General features: G+C 61.0%; 17 protein-coding genes. 7 read left to right on the top strand and 10 right to left on the bottom strand.

Going from position 1 to position 20,565, the window contains the following annotated elements:
- Nucleotides 1–18 precede the first annotated feature (18 nt).
- The 3 genes from J7400_RS09785 to rsmA all read left to right on the top strand — a co-directional run bounded on the left by J7400_RS09785 (nucleotide 19) and on the right by rsmA (nucleotide 3,181).
- A complete protein-coding gene (locus J7400_RS09785) occupies nucleotides 19–1,263 on the top strand; it encodes a peptidylprolyl isomerase (protein ID WP_209062596.1) in 1,245 nt (414 codons plus the stop codon).
- Nucleotides 1,260–2,252 carry a 4-hydroxythreonine-4-phosphate dehydrogenase PdxA gene (gene pdxA, locus J7400_RS09780; protein ID WP_209062595.1) on the top strand — a complete coding sequence of 331 codons (993 nt, stop codon included), beginning with the start codon at nucleotides 1,260–1,262 and terminating at the stop codon, nucleotides 2,250–2,252. The genes J7400_RS09785 and pdxA overlap by 4 nt, the downstream gene beginning before the upstream one ends.
- Nucleotides 2,253–2,338: 86 nt before the next feature.
- Entirely contained in the window at nucleotides 2,339–3,181 is an 843-nt protein-coding gene (gene rsmA / locus J7400_RS09775; RefSeq protein ID WP_209062593.1) for a 16S rRNA (adenine(1518)-N(6)/adenine(1519)-N(6))-dimethyltransferase RsmA, read from the top strand.
- On the opposite strand, the gene J7400_RS09770 is transcribed toward rsmA, so the two are convergent.
- The 4 genes from J7400_RS09770 to J7400_RS09755 are packed head-to-tail and all read right to left on the bottom strand — an operon-like array spanning nucleotide 3,165 to nucleotide 9,022.
- Nucleotides 3,165–3,986: a UPF0280 family protein gene (locus J7400_RS09770; RefSeq protein ID WP_209062591.1), complete on the bottom strand. Its 822-nt coding sequence runs from the start codon at nucleotides 3,984–3,986 to the stop codon at nucleotides 3,165–3,167. The two genes, rsmA and J7400_RS09770, sit on opposite strands and share 17 nt — an antisense overlap.
- A complete protein-coding gene (locus J7400_RS09765; RefSeq protein WP_209062589.1) occupies nucleotides 3,983–5,449 on the bottom strand; it encodes a 6-hydroxynicotinate reductase in 1,467 nt (488 codons plus the stop codon). Before J7400_RS09765 ends, J7400_RS09770 begins: the two co-directional genes overlap by 4 nt.
- Nucleotide 5,450: 1 nt before the next feature.
- Complete coding sequence (locus J7400_RS09760; protein ID WP_209062587.1) at nucleotides 5,451–8,171, bottom strand: molybdopterin cofactor-binding domain-containing protein; 2,721 nt, start codon at nucleotides 8,169–8,171, stop codon at nucleotides 5,451–5,453.
- Nucleotides 8,168–9,022, bottom strand: coding sequence for an FAD binding domain-containing protein (locus J7400_RS09755; protein ID WP_209062585.1), 855 nt, complete (start codon nucleotides 9,020–9,022; stop codon nucleotides 8,168–8,170). The genes J7400_RS09760 and J7400_RS09755 overlap by 4 nt, the downstream gene beginning before the upstream one ends.
- Nucleotides 9,023–9,101: 79 nt before the next feature.
- Between J7400_RS09755 and J7400_RS09750 the strand changes: the two genes are divergently transcribed.
- Nucleotides 9,102–9,617: a MarR family transcriptional regulator gene (locus tag J7400_RS09750; protein ID WP_348540159.1), complete on the top strand. Its 516-nt coding sequence runs from the start codon at nucleotides 9,102–9,104 to the stop codon at nucleotides 9,615–9,617.
- Nucleotides 9,618–9,649: 32 nt separating this feature from the next.
- Here J7400_RS09750 and J7400_RS09745 read toward each other — a convergent pair whose 3' ends face one another.
- The 6 genes from J7400_RS09745 to J7400_RS09720 form a co-directional block, all read right to left on the bottom strand.
- The gene (locus tag J7400_RS09745) at nucleotides 9,650–10,345 is read right to left on the bottom strand and encodes an ABC transporter ATP-binding protein (RefSeq protein ID WP_209062584.1); all 696 of its coding nucleotides are present in this window, start codon (nucleotides 10,343–10,345) and stop codon (nucleotides 9,650–9,652) included.
- Nucleotides 10,332–11,054: an ABC transporter ATP-binding protein gene (locus J7400_RS09740; RefSeq protein WP_209062582.1), complete on the bottom strand. Its 723-nt coding sequence runs from the start codon at nucleotides 11,052–11,054 to the stop codon at nucleotides 10,332–10,334. Before J7400_RS09740 ends, J7400_RS09745 begins: the two co-directional genes overlap by 14 nt.
- On the bottom strand, nucleotides 11,051–11,998 hold the full coding sequence (locus J7400_RS09735; RefSeq protein ID WP_209062580.1) for a branched-chain amino acid ABC transporter permease: 948 nt from the start codon (nucleotides 11,996–11,998) through the stop codon (nucleotides 11,051–11,053). The genes J7400_RS09740 and J7400_RS09735 overlap by 4 nt, the downstream gene beginning before the upstream one ends.
- Complete coding sequence (locus J7400_RS09730; RefSeq protein WP_209062577.1) at nucleotides 11,995–12,921, bottom strand: branched-chain amino acid ABC transporter permease; 927 nt, start codon at nucleotides 12,919–12,921, stop codon at nucleotides 11,995–11,997. Before J7400_RS09730 ends, J7400_RS09735 begins: the two co-directional genes overlap by 4 nt.
- A 66-nt stretch (nucleotides 12,922–12,987) precedes the next feature.
- The gene (locus J7400_RS09725; RefSeq protein WP_209062575.1) at nucleotides 12,988–14,292 is read right to left on the bottom strand and encodes an ABC transporter substrate-binding protein; all 1,305 of its coding nucleotides are present in this window, start codon (nucleotides 14,290–14,292) and stop codon (nucleotides 12,988–12,990) included.
- 107 nt (nucleotides 14,293–14,399) lie between these two features.
- The gene (locus tag J7400_RS09720) at nucleotides 14,400–15,839 is read right to left on the bottom strand and encodes a hypothetical protein (RefSeq protein WP_247738728.1); all 1,440 of its coding nucleotides are present in this window, start codon (nucleotides 15,837–15,839) and stop codon (nucleotides 14,400–14,402) included.
- 28 nt (nucleotides 15,840–15,867) lie between these two features.
- Between J7400_RS09720 and J7400_RS09715 the strand changes: the two genes are divergently transcribed.
- The 3 genes from J7400_RS09715 (at nucleotide 15,868) to J7400_RS09705 (ending at nucleotide 20,547) form a co-directional block, all read left to right on the top strand.
- A complete protein-coding gene (locus tag J7400_RS09715; protein ID WP_209062573.1) occupies nucleotides 15,868–16,653 on the top strand; it encodes a copper chaperone PCu(A)C in 786 nt (261 codons plus the stop codon).
- A 61-nt stretch (nucleotides 16,654–16,714) separates the two neighbouring features.
- Nucleotides 16,715–18,793: a hydantoinase/oxoprolinase family protein gene (locus J7400_RS09710; protein WP_209062572.1), complete on the top strand. Its 2,079-nt coding sequence runs from the start codon at nucleotides 16,715–16,717 to the stop codon at nucleotides 18,791–18,793.
- Nucleotides 18,790–20,547, top strand: coding sequence for a hydantoinase B/oxoprolinase family protein (locus tag J7400_RS09705; protein ID WP_209062570.1), 1,758 nt, complete (start codon nucleotides 18,790–18,792; stop codon nucleotides 20,545–20,547). Before J7400_RS09710 ends, J7400_RS09705 begins: the two co-directional genes overlap by 4 nt.
- The last annotated feature ends 18 nt before the right edge of the window (nucleotides 20,548–20,565 follow it).

Genomic DNA, 20,565 nt, shown 5'->3' with positions numbered 1-20,565 from the left:
CAGGAAGACGACACTCTCATGACGCGACGCCCTTTCATCCGCTCCCTTCTGCGCTCCTTCACGGGCACGGCCAGCACACTCGCAGCAGCGGCCTTGCTGACCGGCCCCGCCTCCGCGCAAAGCGCTTTCAGCCCAGCGATTTTGGTGAACGACTCCGCCGTCAGCTACTACGAGCTTGATCAGCGCGCTCGCCTGCTAGCCATCATGAATGCGCCGGGTGATCCCGGAAAACTGGCCCGCGAACAGCTGATTGATGACCGCTTGAAATTGCAAGCCGCCCGCCTCACCGGCATTGCGGCCACGGATGAAGGCATCCAGAACGGCCTCGACAACTTCGCCGACCGCATCAACATGAACATCGACGATCTGGTTCAGGCCCTGTCCGGTGAAGGGATCGACGAAGAAACGCTACGCGACTTCATCATCTCCAACATCACCTGGACCGGGGTTGTGCAGTCCCGCTTCGGGGGCAACGCCCAGGTCAGCGAGGAAGAGATCGACCGCGCCATCGCCCAGAACAGCGGCTCCGGCGGCGTGCGCGTGCTGTTGAATGAAATCATCATACCTTTGACGCCACAAAACCAGCGTCAGGTGCTCAGCCTCGCAGAGCAGCTTTCAGAACTCACCAGCTTTGAAAGCTTTGAAAACGCCGCCCGCACCTATTCCGCCTCAGCGACCAAAGCCGAAGGCGGACGTGTCGACTGGATGAATGTCACCAATCTGCCGGCTGAATTGCGCCCGGTTGTGACTGCTCTGCGCCCCGGCGAAGTGAGCCGTCCGCTGCCGCTGCCCAACGCCGTGGCGCTGTTCCAGCTGCGCGACGTGGCTGAAACAGGCCGCTCAACACCGACCTATTCCGCCGTCGATTATATGAAGTATTATCTGCCGGGTGGCCGCACCGAGGAAAACCTCGCAAAAGCCAAGGAACTCGCTGGCAGCCTTGACCGCTGTGATGATCTCTTTGCCATTGCGCAGGATCAGCCCGCGGAAATTCTGGTGCGCGAAACACAGGCGCCCAATGAAATTCCACAGGACGTGGCGCTGGAGCTGGCCAAGCTCGACGACAACGAGGCCTCCTACAATCTGACCACCGCAGATGGGCAGAACCTCATTCTTCTGATGCTCTGCGGCCGCACAGCCCAGCTGGCCGAGGAAATCTCGCGCGAAGACGTGGCCCAAGCCCTGCGCAACCAGCGTCTGGAAAGCTACGCCAACAGCTATCTCAGCCAGCTGCGCGCCCAAGCTCGGATCATTGAAAAGTGACCAGCCCATCATCGCGCGCGCCCATTGCCCTCACCTGTGGTGAGCCGGGGGGCATCGGCCTTGAGATCGCCGAGAAAGCTTGGCAGTCCCTGAAAGAGGAACTGCCGTTCTTCCTGATTGCCGACCCCGATCATTTGCCCGGCACAGTGCCGCATCAGATGATTGACGATCCGGCGGAGGCTGCGGGTTTGATGCCCAAAGCGCTGCCGGTCTTTCCCCATCCTTTTGGTGCACCACGCACACCCGGTCAGGCAGATCCTGAGAACGCCGAAGGCGTGATTGACGTGATTTCCCAAGCGGTTGATATGGCCATGTCCGGCAGCGCCAGCGCGGTCTGCACACTGCCGATCCACAAGAAAGCCCTGAAAGACGGCGCGGATTTTGCTTATCCGGGCCATACAGAATTCCTTGCGGATCTCGGCGGCGTGGACAATGTGGTGATGATGCTGGCCTCCGAAATGCTGCGCGTCGTGCCCACCACAATCCATATTCCTGTGTCTGAGGTTCCTGCCGCACTCACACCGGAACTGCTGGAAGAAACCATCCGCATCACCGCCAAAGGCCTCACAGATCAGTTTGGTCTCAGCAATCCCCGGATCGCCGTGGCGGGCCTCAATCCGCACGCGGGTGAGGGCGGCGCCATGGGCCATGAGGATGCCAGCGTGATCGTCCCCGTGCTCGCCAAACTGCGCGCTGAGGGCTTTGACATCGCCGGTCCTTTGCCCGCTGACACCATGTTCCATGTCGCCGCCCGCGCGCGTTATGACGTGGCCATCTGTGCCTACCACGATCAGGCGCTGATCCCGATCAAGACCTTGGATTTTGACGGCGGCGTCAATGTCACGCTGGGCCTGCCGTTCATCCGCACCTCACCGGATCACGGCACCGCCTTTGACATCGCAGGCACAGGTCAGGCCAACCCGTCCAGCACAATCGCGGCGCTGCGCATGGCCGCCCGCATGGCCGACAGCCGCCCACAAAGCGCTTGACGCGTCACAGGGCGGCACATATCCCCGCCCAAGGCCAATATCGCGCCCTGCGCGCGCAATCACACAGGTAAGCCACAGGTAACACCATGAGCGCCATTGATGATCTTCCCCCGCTGCGTCAGGTGATCGACACCCATGGCCTCTCTGCCCGCAAGTCTCTGGGGCAGAACTTTCTGCTCGATCTCAACCTGACCGCCAAGATTGCCCGTCGCGCAGGCGATCTCACCGAATGTGACGTGTTGGAAATCGGCCCTGGCCCCGGCGGCCTGACCCGCGGCTTGCTCGCCGAAGGGGCACGTCGCGTGCTCGCCATCGAGAAAGACGACCGCTGTATCCCAGCACTCGCAGAAATCGAAGCCGCCTACCCCGGCCAGCTTCAGGTCATCAACGGCGACGCGCTTGAAGTGGACCCGCTTGCCCATCTCACGCCCCCCATCCGTGTAGCAGCAAACCTGCCCTATAACGTCGGCACAGAGCTTCTGGTGCGTTGGCTCACGCCAAAGGAATGGCCGCCGTTCTGGCAGAGCCTCACCCTGATGTTTCAGCGCGAAGTGGCCGAGCGTATCACCGCCCAACCGGGCTCCAAAGCCTATGGCCGCCTTGCGATCCTCGCCCAATGGCGTGCCAACGCCAACATCGTGATGTCCCTGCCACCCGGCGCATTTTCCCCGCCGCCAAAAGTCCATTCCGCTGTGGTCCATCTGACCGCTCTGGAAGAGCCGCGCTACCCAGCTGACGCCGCCACGCTGTCTCGCGTGGTCGCTGCCGCCTTCAACCAGCGCCGCAAGATGCTGCGCGCGGCCCTGAAAGGTCAGGCACCGGATATCGAAGACCGTCTTTTGGCCGCTGGCATCCAGCCCACCGAACGCGCCGAACAGGTCTCACTGGAGCAGTTTTGCGCCCTTGCGCGCGTTATGAAAGAAACTTGAGCCCACAACGCGCTTGCCCCTGCGCATAGAGATATACACCGGCCAGCGGCATCTTTTGTGACAGCTTTTCAGAATATTGCACCCCGCGCAGCAGGGCCTGTTTGACATCTTCTGCAGGCATTGGCGCAACATCGACGGTCACCAGCCGCGCTCCCAAATCCGTATCCTCACGTACCTCATTGGCAGGCGCTCTTGTGATCGCCGGATGCCCGGGAACATCCACGTGATTGGCAATCAAAGTTGCCGCCACATCCGCCTCTGCCGCCGTATGCGCCAGAACAGTCACCGCATCCGCAATGCCAAGGGACAGGCTGCGCCCTGACCAACCAGAGGTCGCCACGCCACGGATCGGATCTTCCGCGTTCACTTTCACGCCTGCTGAGTTGCCAATCACCTTGGCGCGCAGGGTTTCCCCCTCCGTCAGAACCAGCGCCACATCGCCGCCGTTGTTGACATAGGCCCGCGCCACGCCGGGGACGTTGGCGATGATATTGGCGATCTCATCTGCCACCGCACCGGCGACCGCCATCATCGGTGTGACAAAATCAGGCAACCCAACCCGCGCAGCCTTTTGCATTTTTTGGGCAATCTGCCCCTCAAAAACGATTTCCTGATCGGCGGATTGCCGCAGTCCCGGCAGCTCTGCCACCAATTCCTGCAAAACCGTCTCAAACCGCTGCACCACCGCAACATAAGCCTCAGCGCGCCCGTCGCCCCAAATTTCAATGATCAGATCAATGGGGCCGTGATGCAGATGCAACCGTCGCCCGTCCGGCAACCACGCCACCTGAGGCATAACAGTCATTCACTGTCCTCACCTTTACCAAACACATGGCTGTCGCGCGCATAAGCGCCACCGCTTTGCAAAATATCCAGAACATCCCGCACCGAGTCAACATGCCCGCCAAGCGCCTCATATTCCTCCTTGGACACGGTAAACTCCAAGGGCGCGACAATGGCCGGCGTTGGCACCATGCCAAAGGCCCCTTTGGGCGTTTGCGTCACATCTGCCATCAGCGTGATGCCCCCGCCCGGCCAGACAAATGACTTTGCCCCGCCCACGGTGACATCCGCGCGCCCGGCCTGAACAGCATCGGTCAGCTTTACGGGGTTGCGGGTCACGCCGGAGCGCAACGAACCACCGGCACCGCCCATGAACATCACCGTGCAAAGCGCGGGCTCGCAGTTCTCGGCGATCAAGGCCACCGACGGCTTCAAGGCCTCCGGCATCAGCTTGGCCTGCGGCTCCAATTCCGCGTCGAGTTCAAAATAAGCCGCATGCTCTCCGGTGGTGGAGACCATCAACAGGCTCAGCCCCTCGCGTGCGCCTTTCTTTTCAAGCCATGGGCCAAGGATCGACAGCGGATCTTCAATATTGGTGCCGCCCCAGCCCAGCCCCGGCTCTGCCACCTGAAAATAGCGCCCCGGCGTGCTGCGCCGCCCTTTGATGCGAATGCCCGTGTCCGGCCAGCCAAGCACCTTGCCCGCCTGATGCTCGCTCACAACGCCAGTGATGTGGTCATCCACCACCACCACCTCATCAACCAAACCCTGCCACTGACTTGCAAACATGCCGATGGTGGCCGACCCGCAGCCCACCCGCATCCGCGCTTCCTGCTGCCCGTCCACAATCGGGGCAACGCCTGCCTCCACCACCACTTCCGCACCGCCATCAACGGTCAGTGTCACCGCTTCACGGTTCAGCAGCCGCAGCAGCACATCACAGGTCACGCGCCCTTCCAACTTGCTGCCACCGGTCAGGTGATCAACCCCACCAAGGCTCATCATCTGCGAGCCATATTCGCTGGTGATCATCAGCCCGACAGCTTCCCCTTGGTGGCGGATCACCGCGCCCTCATGTCCAAGATGCCGATCGGTGTCGATTTTCACCTTCACCCCGCAATAGGAGAAGATCGCCTCCGTCACCACTGTCACAAAATCCGCGCCATCCACCTCGCGGCTCGCCAGAAACGGCGCGGGTTTATAGTCCGGATAGGTGGTGCCAGCGCCCACGGCCGTCACAAACAGATCATCTGTCGAAAGCCCGTCGTGCCAGTCGCGCCCCAGAAACGGACGAACCTCCCCGCCATGTTCCAGCGTGCGGTCCAGCACTGTCAACGGGTCGCAGCGAACGATCTCACCGCCTTGGTTTGCATAGCGGTCACAGGCTCCGATTTTGCCTTCACCGATGTAGCACATCACCGGGCAAGCATCGCAGCGGATCTTCTCCTCCCGCACACGTGTCTCTTTGCCCGATGCCGTGTTCATCTCACCCAGACCTCTCTTTTGCTGCTTTGATCGCCGCCAAAACCCGATCTGGCCGCGCAGGCAACTGCGTCAACCGCGCCCCGCAAGCATCTGTGATTGCGTTCAAAATGGCTGGCGCCGTTGGGATAAGAACATGCTCTCCAAGCCCTTTGGCCCCCATCGGTCCTTCCGGATCCGGCACCTCAATCAGATACGACACAACCTCCGGCATGTCGCCAATGGTCGGGATCAGATAGTCATGCAGGTTCTCCGTGCGCCCCGGCACAAACTCTTCCATCAGGGCCATGCCAAGGCCCTGCGCGATGCCCCCCTCAATCTGCCCCTCCGCAAGCAGCGGATTGATCACCCGCCCCAAATCATGTGCGGCGGTGATCTTCAGCACCGTCACCGTGCCAAGCGCCAGATCGACCTCCACCTCAGCCAACTGCGCTCCGTAGCCGTAAACCGCATAGGGCACACCCTGACCGTTTTCATCCAACGCCTCAGTTGGCGGATCATAAGTCTCCTCCGCCATCAATACATAGCCCTCAGGCCCCGCAGGCAAAGCACTCAGATCAATCTCTCGCGTCGCTCCGGCCACAGAAATGCGCAAGTGCCCTCCTTGCAAGGAAATCCGCGCATCCGGTCCCATGTTGGCCATCTGCAATATCTGCGTCCGCAAGCTCTGCCCGGCCAAAAGCGCAGCTTTGCCGCTCACCACTGTTTGACGGCTGGCCGAGGTCTTGCCGCAGTCCGGTGTTATCCCCGTATCCGCGTCCAGCACTTCAAGCTGATGCACCGGCAGGCCCACCGTATCTGCAGCAATCTGCGCGATCACCGTATTGGCCCCCTGTCCAATATCCATCGCGCCCTGATGCAGACAAATCCTCCCGTCCGCTGTGATCCCCATCCGCATGGTCGATGGGTTCGGCAGAGCTGTATTTCCGCAGCCATACCAGCAACTGGCCACCCCGATCCCGCGCGCCTTGCCACTGTTTTGCGCGTTAAAGCCCGCCACCGCGATTTGCGCCGCATCCCAGCGCGGCTGCAGCGCCTCAAGACAAGCACCAATGCCAACGCCCTGCACTGTTTGCCCACAAACAGTCTCTGCAGACTCACTCAGAGCGTTTTTGCGCCGGATCGCCAGCCGATCCATGCCTACTTTGCCCGCCAATTCATCCAGCAGGGTTTCCTGCAGCACCGCTGCTTGCGGCACACCAAAGCCGCGAAAGGCACCTGCCACCGGCCCGTTGGTATGGATCGCCCGAGCTTCGGCGGCATAGTTGGGCACCGCGTAAGGCCCGCTAGCATGCACCGGCACGCGAACCGCCACCGTCGGCCCCCAGCTGGCGTAGGCTCCGGTGTCAAAATCACCGTCAAAGAGCATTCCTGTCAGCTGCCCGTCCGCGTCTGCGGCCAGCGTCGCGGTCATCTGCGCCGGATGCCTTTTGGTGGAGGCCAGCATGCTTTCCGCACGCCCATAGACCATCACGCTGGGCCGCCCTGTCAGCAATGTCACCAGCCCGATCAGCGGCTGCCCAGACAGGTCCAATTTCGCGCCAAACCCGCCGCCCGTCGCGGCCGGTCGAATGCGCAGCTTGTCCTGCGGCAGCCCCAGCACCGCCGCCGTTTCATCGCGATCGAGCACAGGCGCTTGAGTGCAGGCCCGGATATTGAGCACATCGCCTTCCATCCACGCCGCCCCGGCCTCCGGCTCGATATAGGCGTGCTCCACATGCCCTGTGGTGAACTGGCCTGACACCATGTGGTCGGCTTTAGCAACCGCCTCCCCAGCCTCACCTCGACGCACGACACCTGCGATCAACAGATTGTCCGCACGGCTCGCGTGCAGTTGCCTTGCATCACCGGCGCGCGCCGCAGCCACATCCAGCACCGCAACCTCCGGCTGCCACGCAATCGGGGCCTGCGCCAGATCAAGAGCAAAGACCACCTCCCGCGCGCCCGCTACCAGTGCCACAGGTTCCCCGGCCAGTCGCACATGTCCGTCCGCCAAGGCGGGCTGATCTACGAATGCTGGGATGACCCCCGTCACATTGCGTCCCGGCACGTCCGCCGCCGTGAACACCTCAACGCCTTGCGCCGCAGCCCAGCCTTGCAGATCTCCGAACACAAATCGCGCCGCCGCATACGGGCTGCGAATGGCTCTGACCCAAAGCGCGCCCTCTGGCAGTACATCCGCCCCAAAACCCTCTGTTCCCAAGACCTTGGGCACCCCATCCAGACGCTCAACCCGTGCGCCCACCGAGGCCGCCGCATCCGGTTCAGGGCCCGCACCGCTGCCGCTTGCATCCAGCACCGCATCAATGATCTTTGCATAACCGGTGCAGCGACACAGCACACCGCCAAGCGCCGCTTCAATTGCCTGCCGATCAGGTTTTTGCTCCCCCCGCAGAAGTGCTTCAGCCGCCATCACCATACCGGGCGTGCAAATCCCACATTGCGCAGCTCCGTGCCGCAGAAATGCCCGCTGCAGCGCACTTGGCCCCGGCCCGGACAACCCTTCAATGGTTTCAATATGACGCCCCTGCGTTTGCGCCACAGGCGTCAGGCATGCGCAGGTCGCAGCTCCATCCAGCAACACGGTACAGGCGCCGCAATCTCCGGCATCACAGCCCACTTTGGTGCCCGTCAGCCCCAAATCATGGCGCAAAACATCCGAGAGCCGCCGACCGGGTGCGACAGCCACTTCATGACGTGTTCCGTTCACCTTCAGATGGATCATCCCGCGGCCTCCGCTGCGGACCGCAGGGCGCGACGCACAAGCTCGGGAACCGCCTCCAAACGGTACTCCGCACTGCCGCGCACATCTGAAATCGGACTTAGAGCCGCGCTGATCTGCGCCTCCCCGACCACGTCCTCAATATCATCAACGGCCACCCCGATCAGCGCGGTCTCCAACCCGCTCAAGCGCGCGGCCACTGGGCTGCAAGCGCCTACCGCAATTGCCGCGCCGGTCACTCGCCCGTCGCTCACCTCCAAACGCGCGGCCACCATCGCGATGGAAATCACCAAATGGCTGCGACTGCCAAGTTTCTCAAATGCGCTGTGGCCATTGGCTCTCACCTCGGGCACCAGCAAAGCGCTCACAATTTCATCGTTTTCCCGCGCAGTCTGGCGCGGGCCGGTCACAAAATCGCGCAGAGCAACCCGGCGGACGCCACCGGGCCTCAGCAGTTCGACCTCCACATCCAAGGCAAGCAATGGCGGCATGCCGTCAGCCGCAGGTGAGGCGTTGCAGATGTTGCCAACCAAGGTGCCTGCGTTCTGCACCTGTATGCCGCCAACCAGCCGTGCGGCCTGCTTCAGCATGTCAAATGCTGGTGGCAAAGATGCCGCCACAAGATCGCTCCAGGTGGCCACAGCACCGATCCGCCAACCTTTGGCAACCTTTTGAATGCCTTGAAGTTCCGAAAGCGCCGTCACATCCAGCACAATATCGCCAGACCCACTGCCCAGCTCTTGGGCCTCCGTCGCCGCAAAGAGATCCGTACACCCCGCCGCAATGATCACCTTCTCGGCCTCAAGCAGCGCGAGCGCATCTTTCAACTTGTCGGGGCGGTGATAAATCCCCATGCTGTCCTCTCAGCCCTTAGGGCGCATTGCTCAAAATCTTGTTGGTATACAAACGGATTTTGCGGCAGGATCTGCGCCTGTGTCAACAAATCCCAGCCATCGCGCCCTCTTGCGCGACCGCAGTCAGGCCCAGCACATGCCCCCGATGGACACGTCTCAGCCCCCAATTCCGCCGCGCACCGCGGCAGAGCGCTATGATCTGGACGATCAGGTTGGCTTTCTTTTGCGGCGCGCAACACAGCGCCATCTGTCGATCTTCGCAGAAAATATCACCGATCTGACCCCCACACAATTTGCCGCTCTGGCCAAACTCTGCGCGCTTGGCGCGGTGTCCCAAAATGCCTTGGGCCGCGCCACGGCCATGGATGCCGCCACCATCAAAGGCGTGGTGGACCGTCTGCGCAACAAGTCTCTGGTGGCCAGCGCGCCCGATCCCGAAGACCAGCGCCGCGTCCTGCTGAAACCAACCGCCGAGGGCTGGACGCTTTACGAAGAGCTTGCCGCCGCCGCCGAACAAATCACCAAAGACACGCTCGCCCCGCTGAATGAGGCCGAACAAACAATCTTCGCACTGCTCCTGAAAAAGCTGATCTGAGTGTTTGGCAAATGCTCCGTCGCCCCGCATCGTTAAACGCCCAGATGACCGGCGAGTATGCTTGGGTCATCGCGCATCTCTGCGCCAGAGACCACACCGCGCATCCGTCCGTTTTCAAGCAACGCTGCGCGGTCAGCCAGCGCCAATATCGCCTCAACCCTCTGCTCGACCAAAACCACGGCAACGCCTTGATCTCTCATGGTTTCTGTCACGTCGCGAATGGCCGCAATCATCGACGGCTGCAGCCCTTCTGTCGGCTCATCAAGCAAGACCACTTTAGGCCGCAAACTCAGCGCTCGCGCCATGGCGAGCATCTGCTGCTCACCGCCGCTCAAAGTGTTCGCACGCTGGGAAAACCGCTCTCTAAGCCGCGGAAACAGTTGCAAAACCTCTTCCAGAACGCCCTCGTTATCCGGCTTGGAAAACCGCCCCACTTCGAGGTTCTGCCCAACCGTCAGCTCCCCAAACAACCGCCGCCCCTGCGGCACATAGCCAACGCCACATCGTGGCACTTGATGCGCGGGCAGCGCAGAGAGCATTTCGGCTTCCAGCCGCACCTGCCCGCCCATCAACGGCAGCAGCCCCATGATGGCTTTCATTGTGGTGGTTTTGCCTGCGCCATTGCGACCCAAAAGACATGTGATTTCACCGGCTTGCGCCTCAAATGACACCTGCCGAAGCACCTGCGCACGGCCATAGCCTGCATCCACCGCCTCAAGCTTCAGCATGTTCGCCTCCGAGATAGGCGGCCTGCACCGCCGCACTGGCTTGAACCTCTTCGGGAGTGCCTTCAAAAAGCACCTGTCCGGCATTCAAAACCGTCACAAAATCAGCGACTTGCATCACCACATCCATGTTATGTTCAATCAGAAGCACGGTTGTGGTTGCCCGCAATTCTCCGATCAGATTGTTGAACGCCGCAACTTCTCCATCCGCCAGACCCTGCGTTGGCTCATCCAAGATCAACAGCTTTGGCGCCTGCGCCAATCCCATCGCAATCTCAAGCAACCGCTGGTGACCATAGCTCAAATCGCCTGCGTCCTCTGACGCCCGATCCAGCAAGCCCACACGGCTCAGCGCAGCTTCCACTTTGCGATCTGCCTCAGTTGCAGAGCGAAACACCCGGCGCGCGCCCAATGCGACATTCTCCCAAACCGGCAGGTTCGGAAAAATCGAAGTGATCTGAAAGGTATAGGCCATCCCCATCGCGATCCGCTTATGGGCGGAGAGGCCCGTAACATCCCGCCCATCAAAGGAAATTTTTCCACCGCTGCTCGGCAAACGGCCAGACAGCAGGCCCACCAATGTGGTCTTGCCCGCGCCGTTTGGCCCAATCAACGCGCGCACCTGACCTTGCGGAATATCGAGGCTCACATCGTCAACGGCCAGCAAGCCATTGAATTGTTTGGAAAGCCCCTTCGCAACAAGCAAACTCATGGCAACCACCTCCAAAACCGGTTGCGGATCTCTCCCATCAACCCCTGCGGGGCAAACAGTGTCAGACAGACCAGAACCACCCCGGCGATCAGCATGTAGGCGGTGGTAATGCCTGAGCTTAAGTCTATGAGGTAGAACATAAATACCGTCCCCACCAAGGGGCCAAGCGCGGTTCCTGCACCGCCAAGGAGCACCCACAACAGTGGGAAAATGGAGTATTGCACCGAGGCAAAACTCGCCCCGACGTAGCCAAACAGCAGCCCATAGGCCGCGCCTGAAAGTGCAGACAATGTCGCCGACAGCACCACAGCCATCAGTTTGTAGCGCATCACGTCATATCCCAGCATCATCGCGCGTTCTTCGTTTTCCCGGATCGCGATCAAAACGCGGCCAAACCGGGATCTCAGCACAGTCAGCGGCGCCAGAAAGGCCACGGCAAACACCACAAAAGCGGCAAAATACCGGTTGCTCGGATCAGACAGATCAAATCCCCACAACATGCGGTCTGCCTGCTGGATCACAAATCCTTCGTCCCCGCGCGTGTAGGCTCCAAAGTAGAGCACCGTCAGGTATCCGGCCTGCGCAAACATCAATGTCACGATCATGAAGGCCACGCCTTCGGTGCGCAGCGCCAGCGCGCCAATGACCGCGCCAACCGTGGCACCCGCCAAAACACCAAGCAGCAAAGCGCCCCCGGCGCTCAGCCCAAGCTGGGTCATGCCAAGCCCCATGCCATAAAGCCCCGCCGCAAAGAAAAGCGCATGTCCTAGGCTCAGCAAACCAGTGTAGCCAAACAACAAATTGTAGCCGATGGCATAGGTCGCTAGCACCATGATCCGCGCCAGATTGCCATGGTGATAGGCCGGAAGCACGAATTGCAGAAGCAACAGGATTGCCAGAACACCACCATGCAACCCTATGATTTTCCTCACTTCTGATGTCATGCGCGGCTGGCTCCGAAAAGACCCTGCGGACGGAACACCAGCACCAGAGCCACCAGAACCGTGGCCATGATCTTGGCCAGCGTGGGCGAGAAGAACACCGAAATGATCCCGTCAGACAGACCAATCAACAGCGCAGCCAGCACGGTCCCCGGCAGGCTACCCAAACCGCCAATGATCACCACAATGAAGCTCAACAGCAACGGATCGCCCCCCATCAGGTAGTGCGCCTGCTGGATTGGCACGATCAACACAGCCGCCAAAGCCGCAAGACCTGCCCCCAGACCAAAGACCAGCGCATAAACGCGCTCAACCGGGATGCCAAAGGCCAATGCCATATCGCGATCCTGCTCGGTTGCCCGCATCATCAGCCCAAGCTTGCTGCGGGTCATCAACAGCCAAAGCGCGGCCAGCACGCCCGCCGCCGCACCAATCACCGCAAGCTTGTAGCTCGTAATGCTCAACCCCCAGGGCCAATAGAGACTGAGCCCCGTGTCGGCCATCTCCACCCAGGGCAAAGCCAACCGCGTGTTAAACGGCGGTGTAACCGGCCGCGCGTCCGGGCCGTAAGTCATCAGCGTAACTTGCTGCAGAATATAGAGAATACCGATGGTGGCGACGATGGTGCGCTCCGGATCATAAGACAGGCGCTTCAACACCGTGACATCCGCCAAAGCGGCCAAAACGCCAACCATCACCGGCACAATCAACAGCGCCAGAGCAAACCCAAGCGCGGCATAGCCATCCAGCCAGCTTGTCACCCACCAAGCCAGCACCGCGCCCAGCATGAAAAACTCCCCATGCGCCACATTCACCACACGCATCACGCCAAACACCAGCGCCAAGCCGCTCGCGGTCAGCGCCAACACCGCCGCCGTCACCGCGCCTTCCAGCGTGGCGAGCATCAAATAAGGTCCAAAATCCATTGCCGCTCCTGCCGCATCCTCTACGAAGGGTGCGCCAAACCCTTGGTGCACCACAACTTTTCTCAATCAGAGCGGTTGCGTAGTGTAATCAACTTCGTCCGGATAATACGTGTCCTCAATGGAGGTCGTATGCACCAGAAGCAGTTTTCCGTCGGTCACCTTGGTGATGTACTGATGGCCAAACACCTGGTGCGTTTTGCCGTTAAACACCTTCGCGCCTTGTGGATGCGCATTGGAATGCGGCATGTCGGTCATCGCTTCAACAGCTTCAATCAGCTTAGCGCGATCCGCGGTGCTTTGATAGCCTGCCGCTTCCATGCCCGCCTTGACCACATGCAAGGTCTCCCAGCAGCCAAACATATGCGCATAGGTCGACACATCCTTGGGATCACTCACCGAGGCCCCATTGGCATCCACCCCAACCCGCTCGCGGAAGAAGGCGTCATAGGAGGATTGATCCGCCTGCGCATAGCGTGGATTGCCTTCCCAGAAATAGGTGCCTTCGAGGAACTCAAGCCCCGGGCTGCCAATATCCACCGCTTCAAGACTGTCGATAAATCCAAATATTTCAGGCCGTTGTGGGCCGAAGAACTCACCAAGCTCTTTCACAAAGGTCAACACAGCCGGGCCAACCATCACATGGTAGATCACCTCGGTGTCGCGCGGGATCTTCGGGAAATACTTGGTGAAGGAGGTCTCCGTGGGCGGAATTGCGATATGCTCCAGCACCTCACCACCCTGCGCTTCAATCGCGGCGGTGAAGAAATCCCGATGGTCATGACCAAAGGCAAAATCCGGGAAGATCATCGTGACCTTCTTGCCGAGGTTGCTGGCCACAAACGGCGCCATCGCCTGCACCTGGCTTTTCACGTCGGTGATGCCCGGTTGCAGGGTGTAGCGGTTGAGCATGCCGCTCGCCACATGATGGCCTTCGCTGACCACAAAATACGGCAGCTTCAGCTCGCCCGCGCGCGGCGCAGAGCCGATCACCACATGGGAAAACAACGTGCCAAAGCCAATGTCGCAATTGTGCTGATTGGCAAATTTTTCAACCACTTCGGCACCACGCTTCGGGTCCGTGCCATCGTCTTCCGCGATGATTTCCACGGGGCGGCCATTGATCCCGCCCTGCTCGTTGATCAGCGCCGCCGCCGCTTGTGTGGTGCGGTCATACCAACGCCCGTAGGCCGCGCCGATGCCGGTGCGGTGGACCTGAAACCCAATCTTGATCGGTTCCGCACTCTGCGCGCCAGCATAGCGCGCCCACATCGGCAAAGCCGCCGCCGCGGTCCCGCCAAGCGCCAGTGTTTTGAGCGCGCCGCGCCGGGTTGTCTGCTGTGAATTAGGCGTAATCGTCTTCGATTTGGTCATCTTGTGTCCCCCTGTGTTCACATGGTGTTGTGACCGTAAATATCGCAATCAGAATGCTTGTTAGAGTGCAAACGATTGGCGGTTGTGTCTAGAGGGCGCGGTTTGTGTCAGAAGCCGCGAGGTGATGCAAGCAGCGAAAGTCCAAAAAACGTGCAGAAAATCATAAAGATAGCGACCGGCACTTGTGTAAGGGCGGCAGGCGTCTCAACGTGGCGCAGCGCCACCGCATGGGCCAGCAACAGTGCCACCACATGCCCAATCACCACACTTCCGGCCTGACAGAGCCACAAGACACGCACGCTGTCTTGCGTGTTGAAAAACCCGGTGGAGACATAAAATGTGCCCAGCCCCAAGAGGTCCTGACCACGCGCCCAAGGATCGGTTGCCGCCGCCAGCGCATATTGCGCCTGCACCAGAAAGCTCGTGAAGTAATGTGCCACGTGATAACCCAGTGCGATCGGCAAAACGGTTGGCGCAAAGAGGCAAAGCGCGCGGCGCAGCGGCATCTGAGAGCGCCCCAAGCGCAAGCCAAGCCAAAGCGCCAAGGCGAACAGCGCCACAACGGCCAAATTGGTCAGCACCAGGCCAATAAGTGTTTGCCAGATCACCGCAGACCGCCCCGGAAACTCCAGAGGATTGAGGCCTAGCTGATCCAGCCACCAAAAAGTCTCGTTTAACCCGTCAAAGATGCCACTGCCCAATATCAGCAGGCACAGCACCGCCACACCAAATGGCACCGAGCGCAGGCTGACCAACTGCCAGCCGTTCAGCCCCAGCCGCACATGCGCACCGCGCCGGGCGAACAAGCCAACCTTGCCATAGAGCCACAGCATCATGCTCGCACCATCCGCACGATGTCCCCAGCGTGGGCCAAAGAGGATCAGGCCGAGGAATGTCACCGCCCAATAGGCCGCCACCACCCGCGCCAGCCGTGCCGGATCAGTGGGCGCCGGATCCGCCAGAACAAAGCCCACCAGCGCCAGAAACGCGCCAACGCCGACCCAATGCCCTACCCAGCTTGGATACCGCAGCCTCAAAGAGCGCCCAAACAACGCTTGAAAACACCAAACCGGCCCGCTCCACGGGTTCACCCAACGCCAGAGGTTCCCAAAGAGCCCCTGCACCGTCACAAAGGCGATCCACCACAAGGTCCAGACCGTCAGCGGTAACGGATTTGCCAGCGGATCTCTTGGCCCCTCAAGCCCAATATAGATCAGCCAGAAGAGAAACAGCGCGGACAATAAACTGCTGAAATGATGCGGCCTTACCGGCAACACTCGCAGATTTGGATCGAGCCACAACCTTATGTTTTTAAGAGACAAAGAAACAAAACTTTCCGGTAAAACCAGCAGCATCGCCACCGTCAGCGCAACAGCCAACACGCCCGAAGCGATATAGATGTCGGTCGGCAGCAACAGCACAAATCCACCTTCCGCAGTGTGGGCAGCCGCGCCACCCGCGCACAGCAGGCTGATCACAAACGCAAGGGAAGCCTTTGCAGAGATCCCTTTGAAGCTTAGAATGGAGGGCAGATTTTTCTGGAGCATGGGCGGATAATACTGAGGGGCCTTTGGGATGAAAGCGCGAAAACCACTGGGGCTTCTCCTTATCGCTCTCTGTGTCTCTGGCGCCGCTTGGACGCTGATGCGCCCTGCAGGCTCAAACGACCTGCTGCTCACCAATGCCACCGCCGCCCCGCTTGTTGACGAAGAAAAAGCGGTCGCCGTCTTCCTCAAAATTGCCAACAATGGCCAGCCCGACCGTCTGCTTTCTGTGTCGGCACCCGACGCTGAGGAAGCCATATTCAGCGGTCTGGACACCCGGCGCGCGATCCCTGCTGACTCAGCGGTTTCACTGGCGGCTGATGGGATGTTTGTCCACCTCAAAGGCGTGTCAGGTGCTTTGAGCGACGGGCGCACCCTACCCGTTTCCCTCACCTTTGAGAACGCAGGCACGCTCAACACCCGCGCCCGCATCGTCGCCCCGCGCGCCACCGGCGAAGCGCCCGATTTTGGCCTCTTTGGCATCGGTGACATCTGCCGCGTCGGCGAAGGTGAACCCGCCCCTGAAATCACCCTTTCAGCCACCCAGAAGGGTGATCAATGGGTGGTGCAGGTGCTGTCGCAAGACTTCGAGTTCACGCCACATCTGGTCGATGGGCCTCATGTGCCCGGCACCGGACACGGTCACATCTACCTCAATGGCATGAAACTTGGTCGGCTGTATGAGCCAAGCACCACCATCGGCGCGCTGCCTCCCGGAGAGCACGATATCCGCGTGACGCTCTCCACCAACGATCACCGGGCTTATGTGGCCGGAGACCAACCCATCAGCGCCGCGATTCGTATTCTGGCCGATTGACAGCGGCCAGCCGCGCCCTCCATCATTTGTATGCAAATGAATTTGCCGTGGAGGACACGTTATGCCCAAATCTGCTCCGGAGCCGATCCAGACGCCCAAAGCGGCGGTGGCTGGCATTGATGTGGGCGGCACCTTCACCGATCTGGTTGCGCTGGATGCGCACGGGCGCCTACAGCTCGCCAAAGTGCCCAGCACCCGCGCCAATCAGGCGGAGGGCGTGCTCAACAGCCTGGCCGCGGGCGGATGCAACCCCGCCGATCTTTCCCTGATCGTGCATGGCACCACCACAACGACCAATGCCGTTCTGGAGCGCCAACTGGCCCGCACCGGGCTGATAACCACCATGGGTTTCCGCGACATTCTGGAGCTGGGCCGTCGCACCCGCCCGCAAGCCTATGGGATGCACGGCACCTTCTCTCCCCTGATACCACGGGATCTGCGCCTTGAAGTGCCGGAACGCATGGACAGCAGCGGCCATGTTCTGACCCCGCTGGACAAAGCCGCCGTTCGCGAAGCGGCCAAAACGCTTCTGGATGCGGGATGTGAAGCCATTGTGGTGCATTTCCTGCACGCCTACGCCAACCCCGCGCATGAACTTGAGGCCATCGCCGAAATCCAATCGCTCTGGCCCAACCGCTACATCACCGCAGGCCATCAGCTGCTTTCGGAGAACCGCGAATATGAGCGCGGTGTCACCGCCGCCGTGAATGCCTCCGTGCAGCCTTTGCTCGATCGTTATGTGCAAAGGCTCGCTGCCACCCTTGCCCAGAAGGGCTATCCTGGTGAGCTGCTGGTGATGAATGGCAACGGCGGCATGGTCAGCGCGGCCCATGTGGCCAAGGAGGCAGCCAAAACCGTGATGTCCGGCCCCGCGTCCGGCGTCAAGGCCGCCGCCTACACCGCGCGCCGGGCGGGCATCGCCAATGTCATCACCTATGACATGGGCGGCACCTCCACCGACGTTGCCCTGATCCGCGACACCACGCCTTCGGTCTCAAATGAGATCGACGTGGAATACGGCATGCCCATCCATGTGCCTATGGTCGATGTGCGCACCGTCGGCGCGGGCGGCGGCTCCATTGCCAAGATCAACAGCGGCGGCTTGCTTGACATCGGCCCACAAAGCGCTGGCGCAACACCGGGGCCGATCTGTTACGGGCTGGGCGGCACCGATCCGACCATCTCCGACGCCAACATGCTGCTTGGTCGGCTGAACCCGTCAGGCCTCAGCACCATCACTGGAGAGGCCCAACGCGCGACGGTCGAAGGAATTTTTGAAACCGAGATCGCCTCCGCGCTGGGCTGCACCGTCACTCAGGCCGCCGCTGCCGTGATCCAGGTTGCCAACACCAAAATGGCCGGGGCCATCCGCATGGTCTCGCTGTCGCTGGGCACCGATCCCCGCGACTTTGCGCTCTTTGCCTTTGGCGGCGCCGGGCCGCTGCACGCCTGCGCGCTTGCGCGCGAACTCAATATCCCCCGCGTGCTTGTGCCTGCGCGCCCCGGGTTGACCAACGCGCTCGGCTGCGTGGTCGCTGATCTGCGTCATGATTTTGTGCAAACCATCAACACGCCCCTCAAAGATCTGCAGCCCAACGAAATCTCCGAGATCCTCACCGCGCAAACATCACGCGGCAAGCGCTTGATTTCAGGAGAAAACCTGCCTGCCACTGACATTGATACGCTCTATTCTCTGGATATGCAGTTTGTCGGCCAAACCCACCTGCTCCGCGTGCCCCTGTCCAGCCCCTATATCGCGCAGGACGCCCTGCAGGCGCTCTTTGAAAAAGCCTATTACGACCGTTTTCATGTCACCTTGAAAGACATTCACGCCGCCGTGGTGAACGTCAATTGCTCTGTGATCGGACGCCGCGAACCGCTGGATCTCAGCCTGCTCTTTGACCCCGCCAAGCGCCAGCCCACGCTGCAGGCGGCCCAAACCGGCACCCGCGATGTGTTCTTTGACGACAGGTGGCACACAACGCCCGTCTATGAACGGGATGCCCTTCCCACCTCCTTCACCCTCACCGGCCCGGCGGTGATTGAACAGCTCGACACCACCGTCCTCATCCCGCCCGGCGATCAATCCACACCGGATGAAGACGGCAATCTGATCATCACCATCGGGAGCGCATCATGACCGTTGATCCGATCACCCTGACCGTCATCCAGGCCGGGCTTCAGCAGGTCTGCGACGAGATGGACCTGAGCTTTTCCCGCGCAGCCTTCTCCCCTGTGATTGCTGAGGCCAACGACCGCTCCGATGGCATCTACGCCGCCGACGACGGGGCATTGATTGCACAGGGCAACGCAGGGCTTCCGGTCTTTGTCGGCACCATGCAGTATTCAACCCGCACACTGGTTGAGATGATTGCCGCAGGCGACGTGGCCGCCCCGGAGCCCGGCGACATCTACATCGTGAACGATCCCTATCTGGGCGGCACACATCTGATGGACGTGCGCTTTGCCACGCCGCTCTTTCGCGATGGAGAGATCTTCTGCTGGCTGTCCAACACCGGTCACTGGCCGGACACGGGTGGTGCAGTCCCCGGCGGCTTCTCCGCATCCGCCACAGCAGTGGAACAAGAAGGCCTGCGCCTGCCACCCGTGAAACTCTTCAAGCAGGGCGTCTTGGATCAGGAGATCTTTTCGATCATCAAGTCCAATATCCGCGTGGCCGATCAGCGCATTGGCGACGTACAGGCGCAGGCCGCAGCCTTGCTGGTGGGCCAAGACCGCCTGTGCGCGCTTCTGGAGCGCTATGGGGATGCGCAGGTTGCAGCTGCCATCCAAGAGTTGCGCGCCCGCGCCGAAACCCAGATGCGCAGCTGTCTTGATGAGATTGCGCCGGGCCACTACCGCGCCACCGCCTATGTTGACAGCGACGGCGTGGTGAACACCCCGCTTGTGATCGCGCTTTCGATCACCCGCGACGCCGCTGGTCTGACCTTTGACTTCAGCGGCAGCAGCGCCCCCTGTATGGGGCCGATGAACTCCGTGCGCGCGACCACGCTCAGCGCGGTCTATCTCGCCATGCGCCATATCTTCCCCGAAGTGCCCATGAACGCCGGAGCTTTTGCGCCTTTCACGGTCACGGGCATTGAGGACACCTTTCTGGATGCCAATTACCCGCGCCCGGTCTCAGGCTGCGCCGCCGAAGTCTCCCAACGCATCGCCGAAGCGGTCTTTGCCGCGCTTGTGCCCGCGCTGCCCGACCGTGTCACCGCCGCGCCCGCTGGCACCAGCGGCAATTTTGCGCTGGGGGGGCATGATCCCGAAAAGGGGCGCGACTATGTGATGTATCAGATTTCCGGTGGCGGATATGGCGGCAACGCCGACCATGACGGGCTGGCCAACGGCTGCTCAACCATCGGCATCTCTAAAGCGCCGCCTATTGAAATCATGGAACAGGCCTACCCTGTGCTCTATCACCGCTATGCCCTGCACGAAGGCTCCGGCGGCGCGGGCACGCAACGGGGCGGCTTTGGGCTTGATTATGAAATCGAGCTGCGCCGCGGCCATGCCAAGGCAAGTTTTGTGATGGATCACGGGCGCTTTGGCCCGCAAGGCGCGCTGGGCGGCTGTGACGGCGGCATCAATCGCGTCACCGTCTGGCAGGATGGCATGGCCTACACGCCTGAGCATCTGTCCAAAGAACAGGACATCCCGCTTGCGCCCGGAGATCGGGTGCATGTGCAAACCCCCGGTGGTGGTGGCTACGGCGACCCGCTGGCGCGGGACCCGGCACTTGTCGTCGAAGACGTGCGACTTGGCCGCTATAACCCGCCTCAGGCGCGGAAGCTCTTTGGCGTGATGATCAATGCCGCCACCGGGGATGATAACGCCGAATGCACAGAGACCCTCCGTGCAAAAATGCGCGCCACCCGTGAGTGAAGCGCATCAAATTCATTC

It is taken from the genome of Shimia sp. R9_2 (assembly GCF_017743735.1).
GTDB lineage: Bacteria > Pseudomonadota > Alphaproteobacteria > Rhodobacterales > Rhodobacteraceae > Shimia.
Note: the sequence above shows the minus strand (reverse complement) of the source record. Positions and strands in the feature narration are given on the sequence as shown.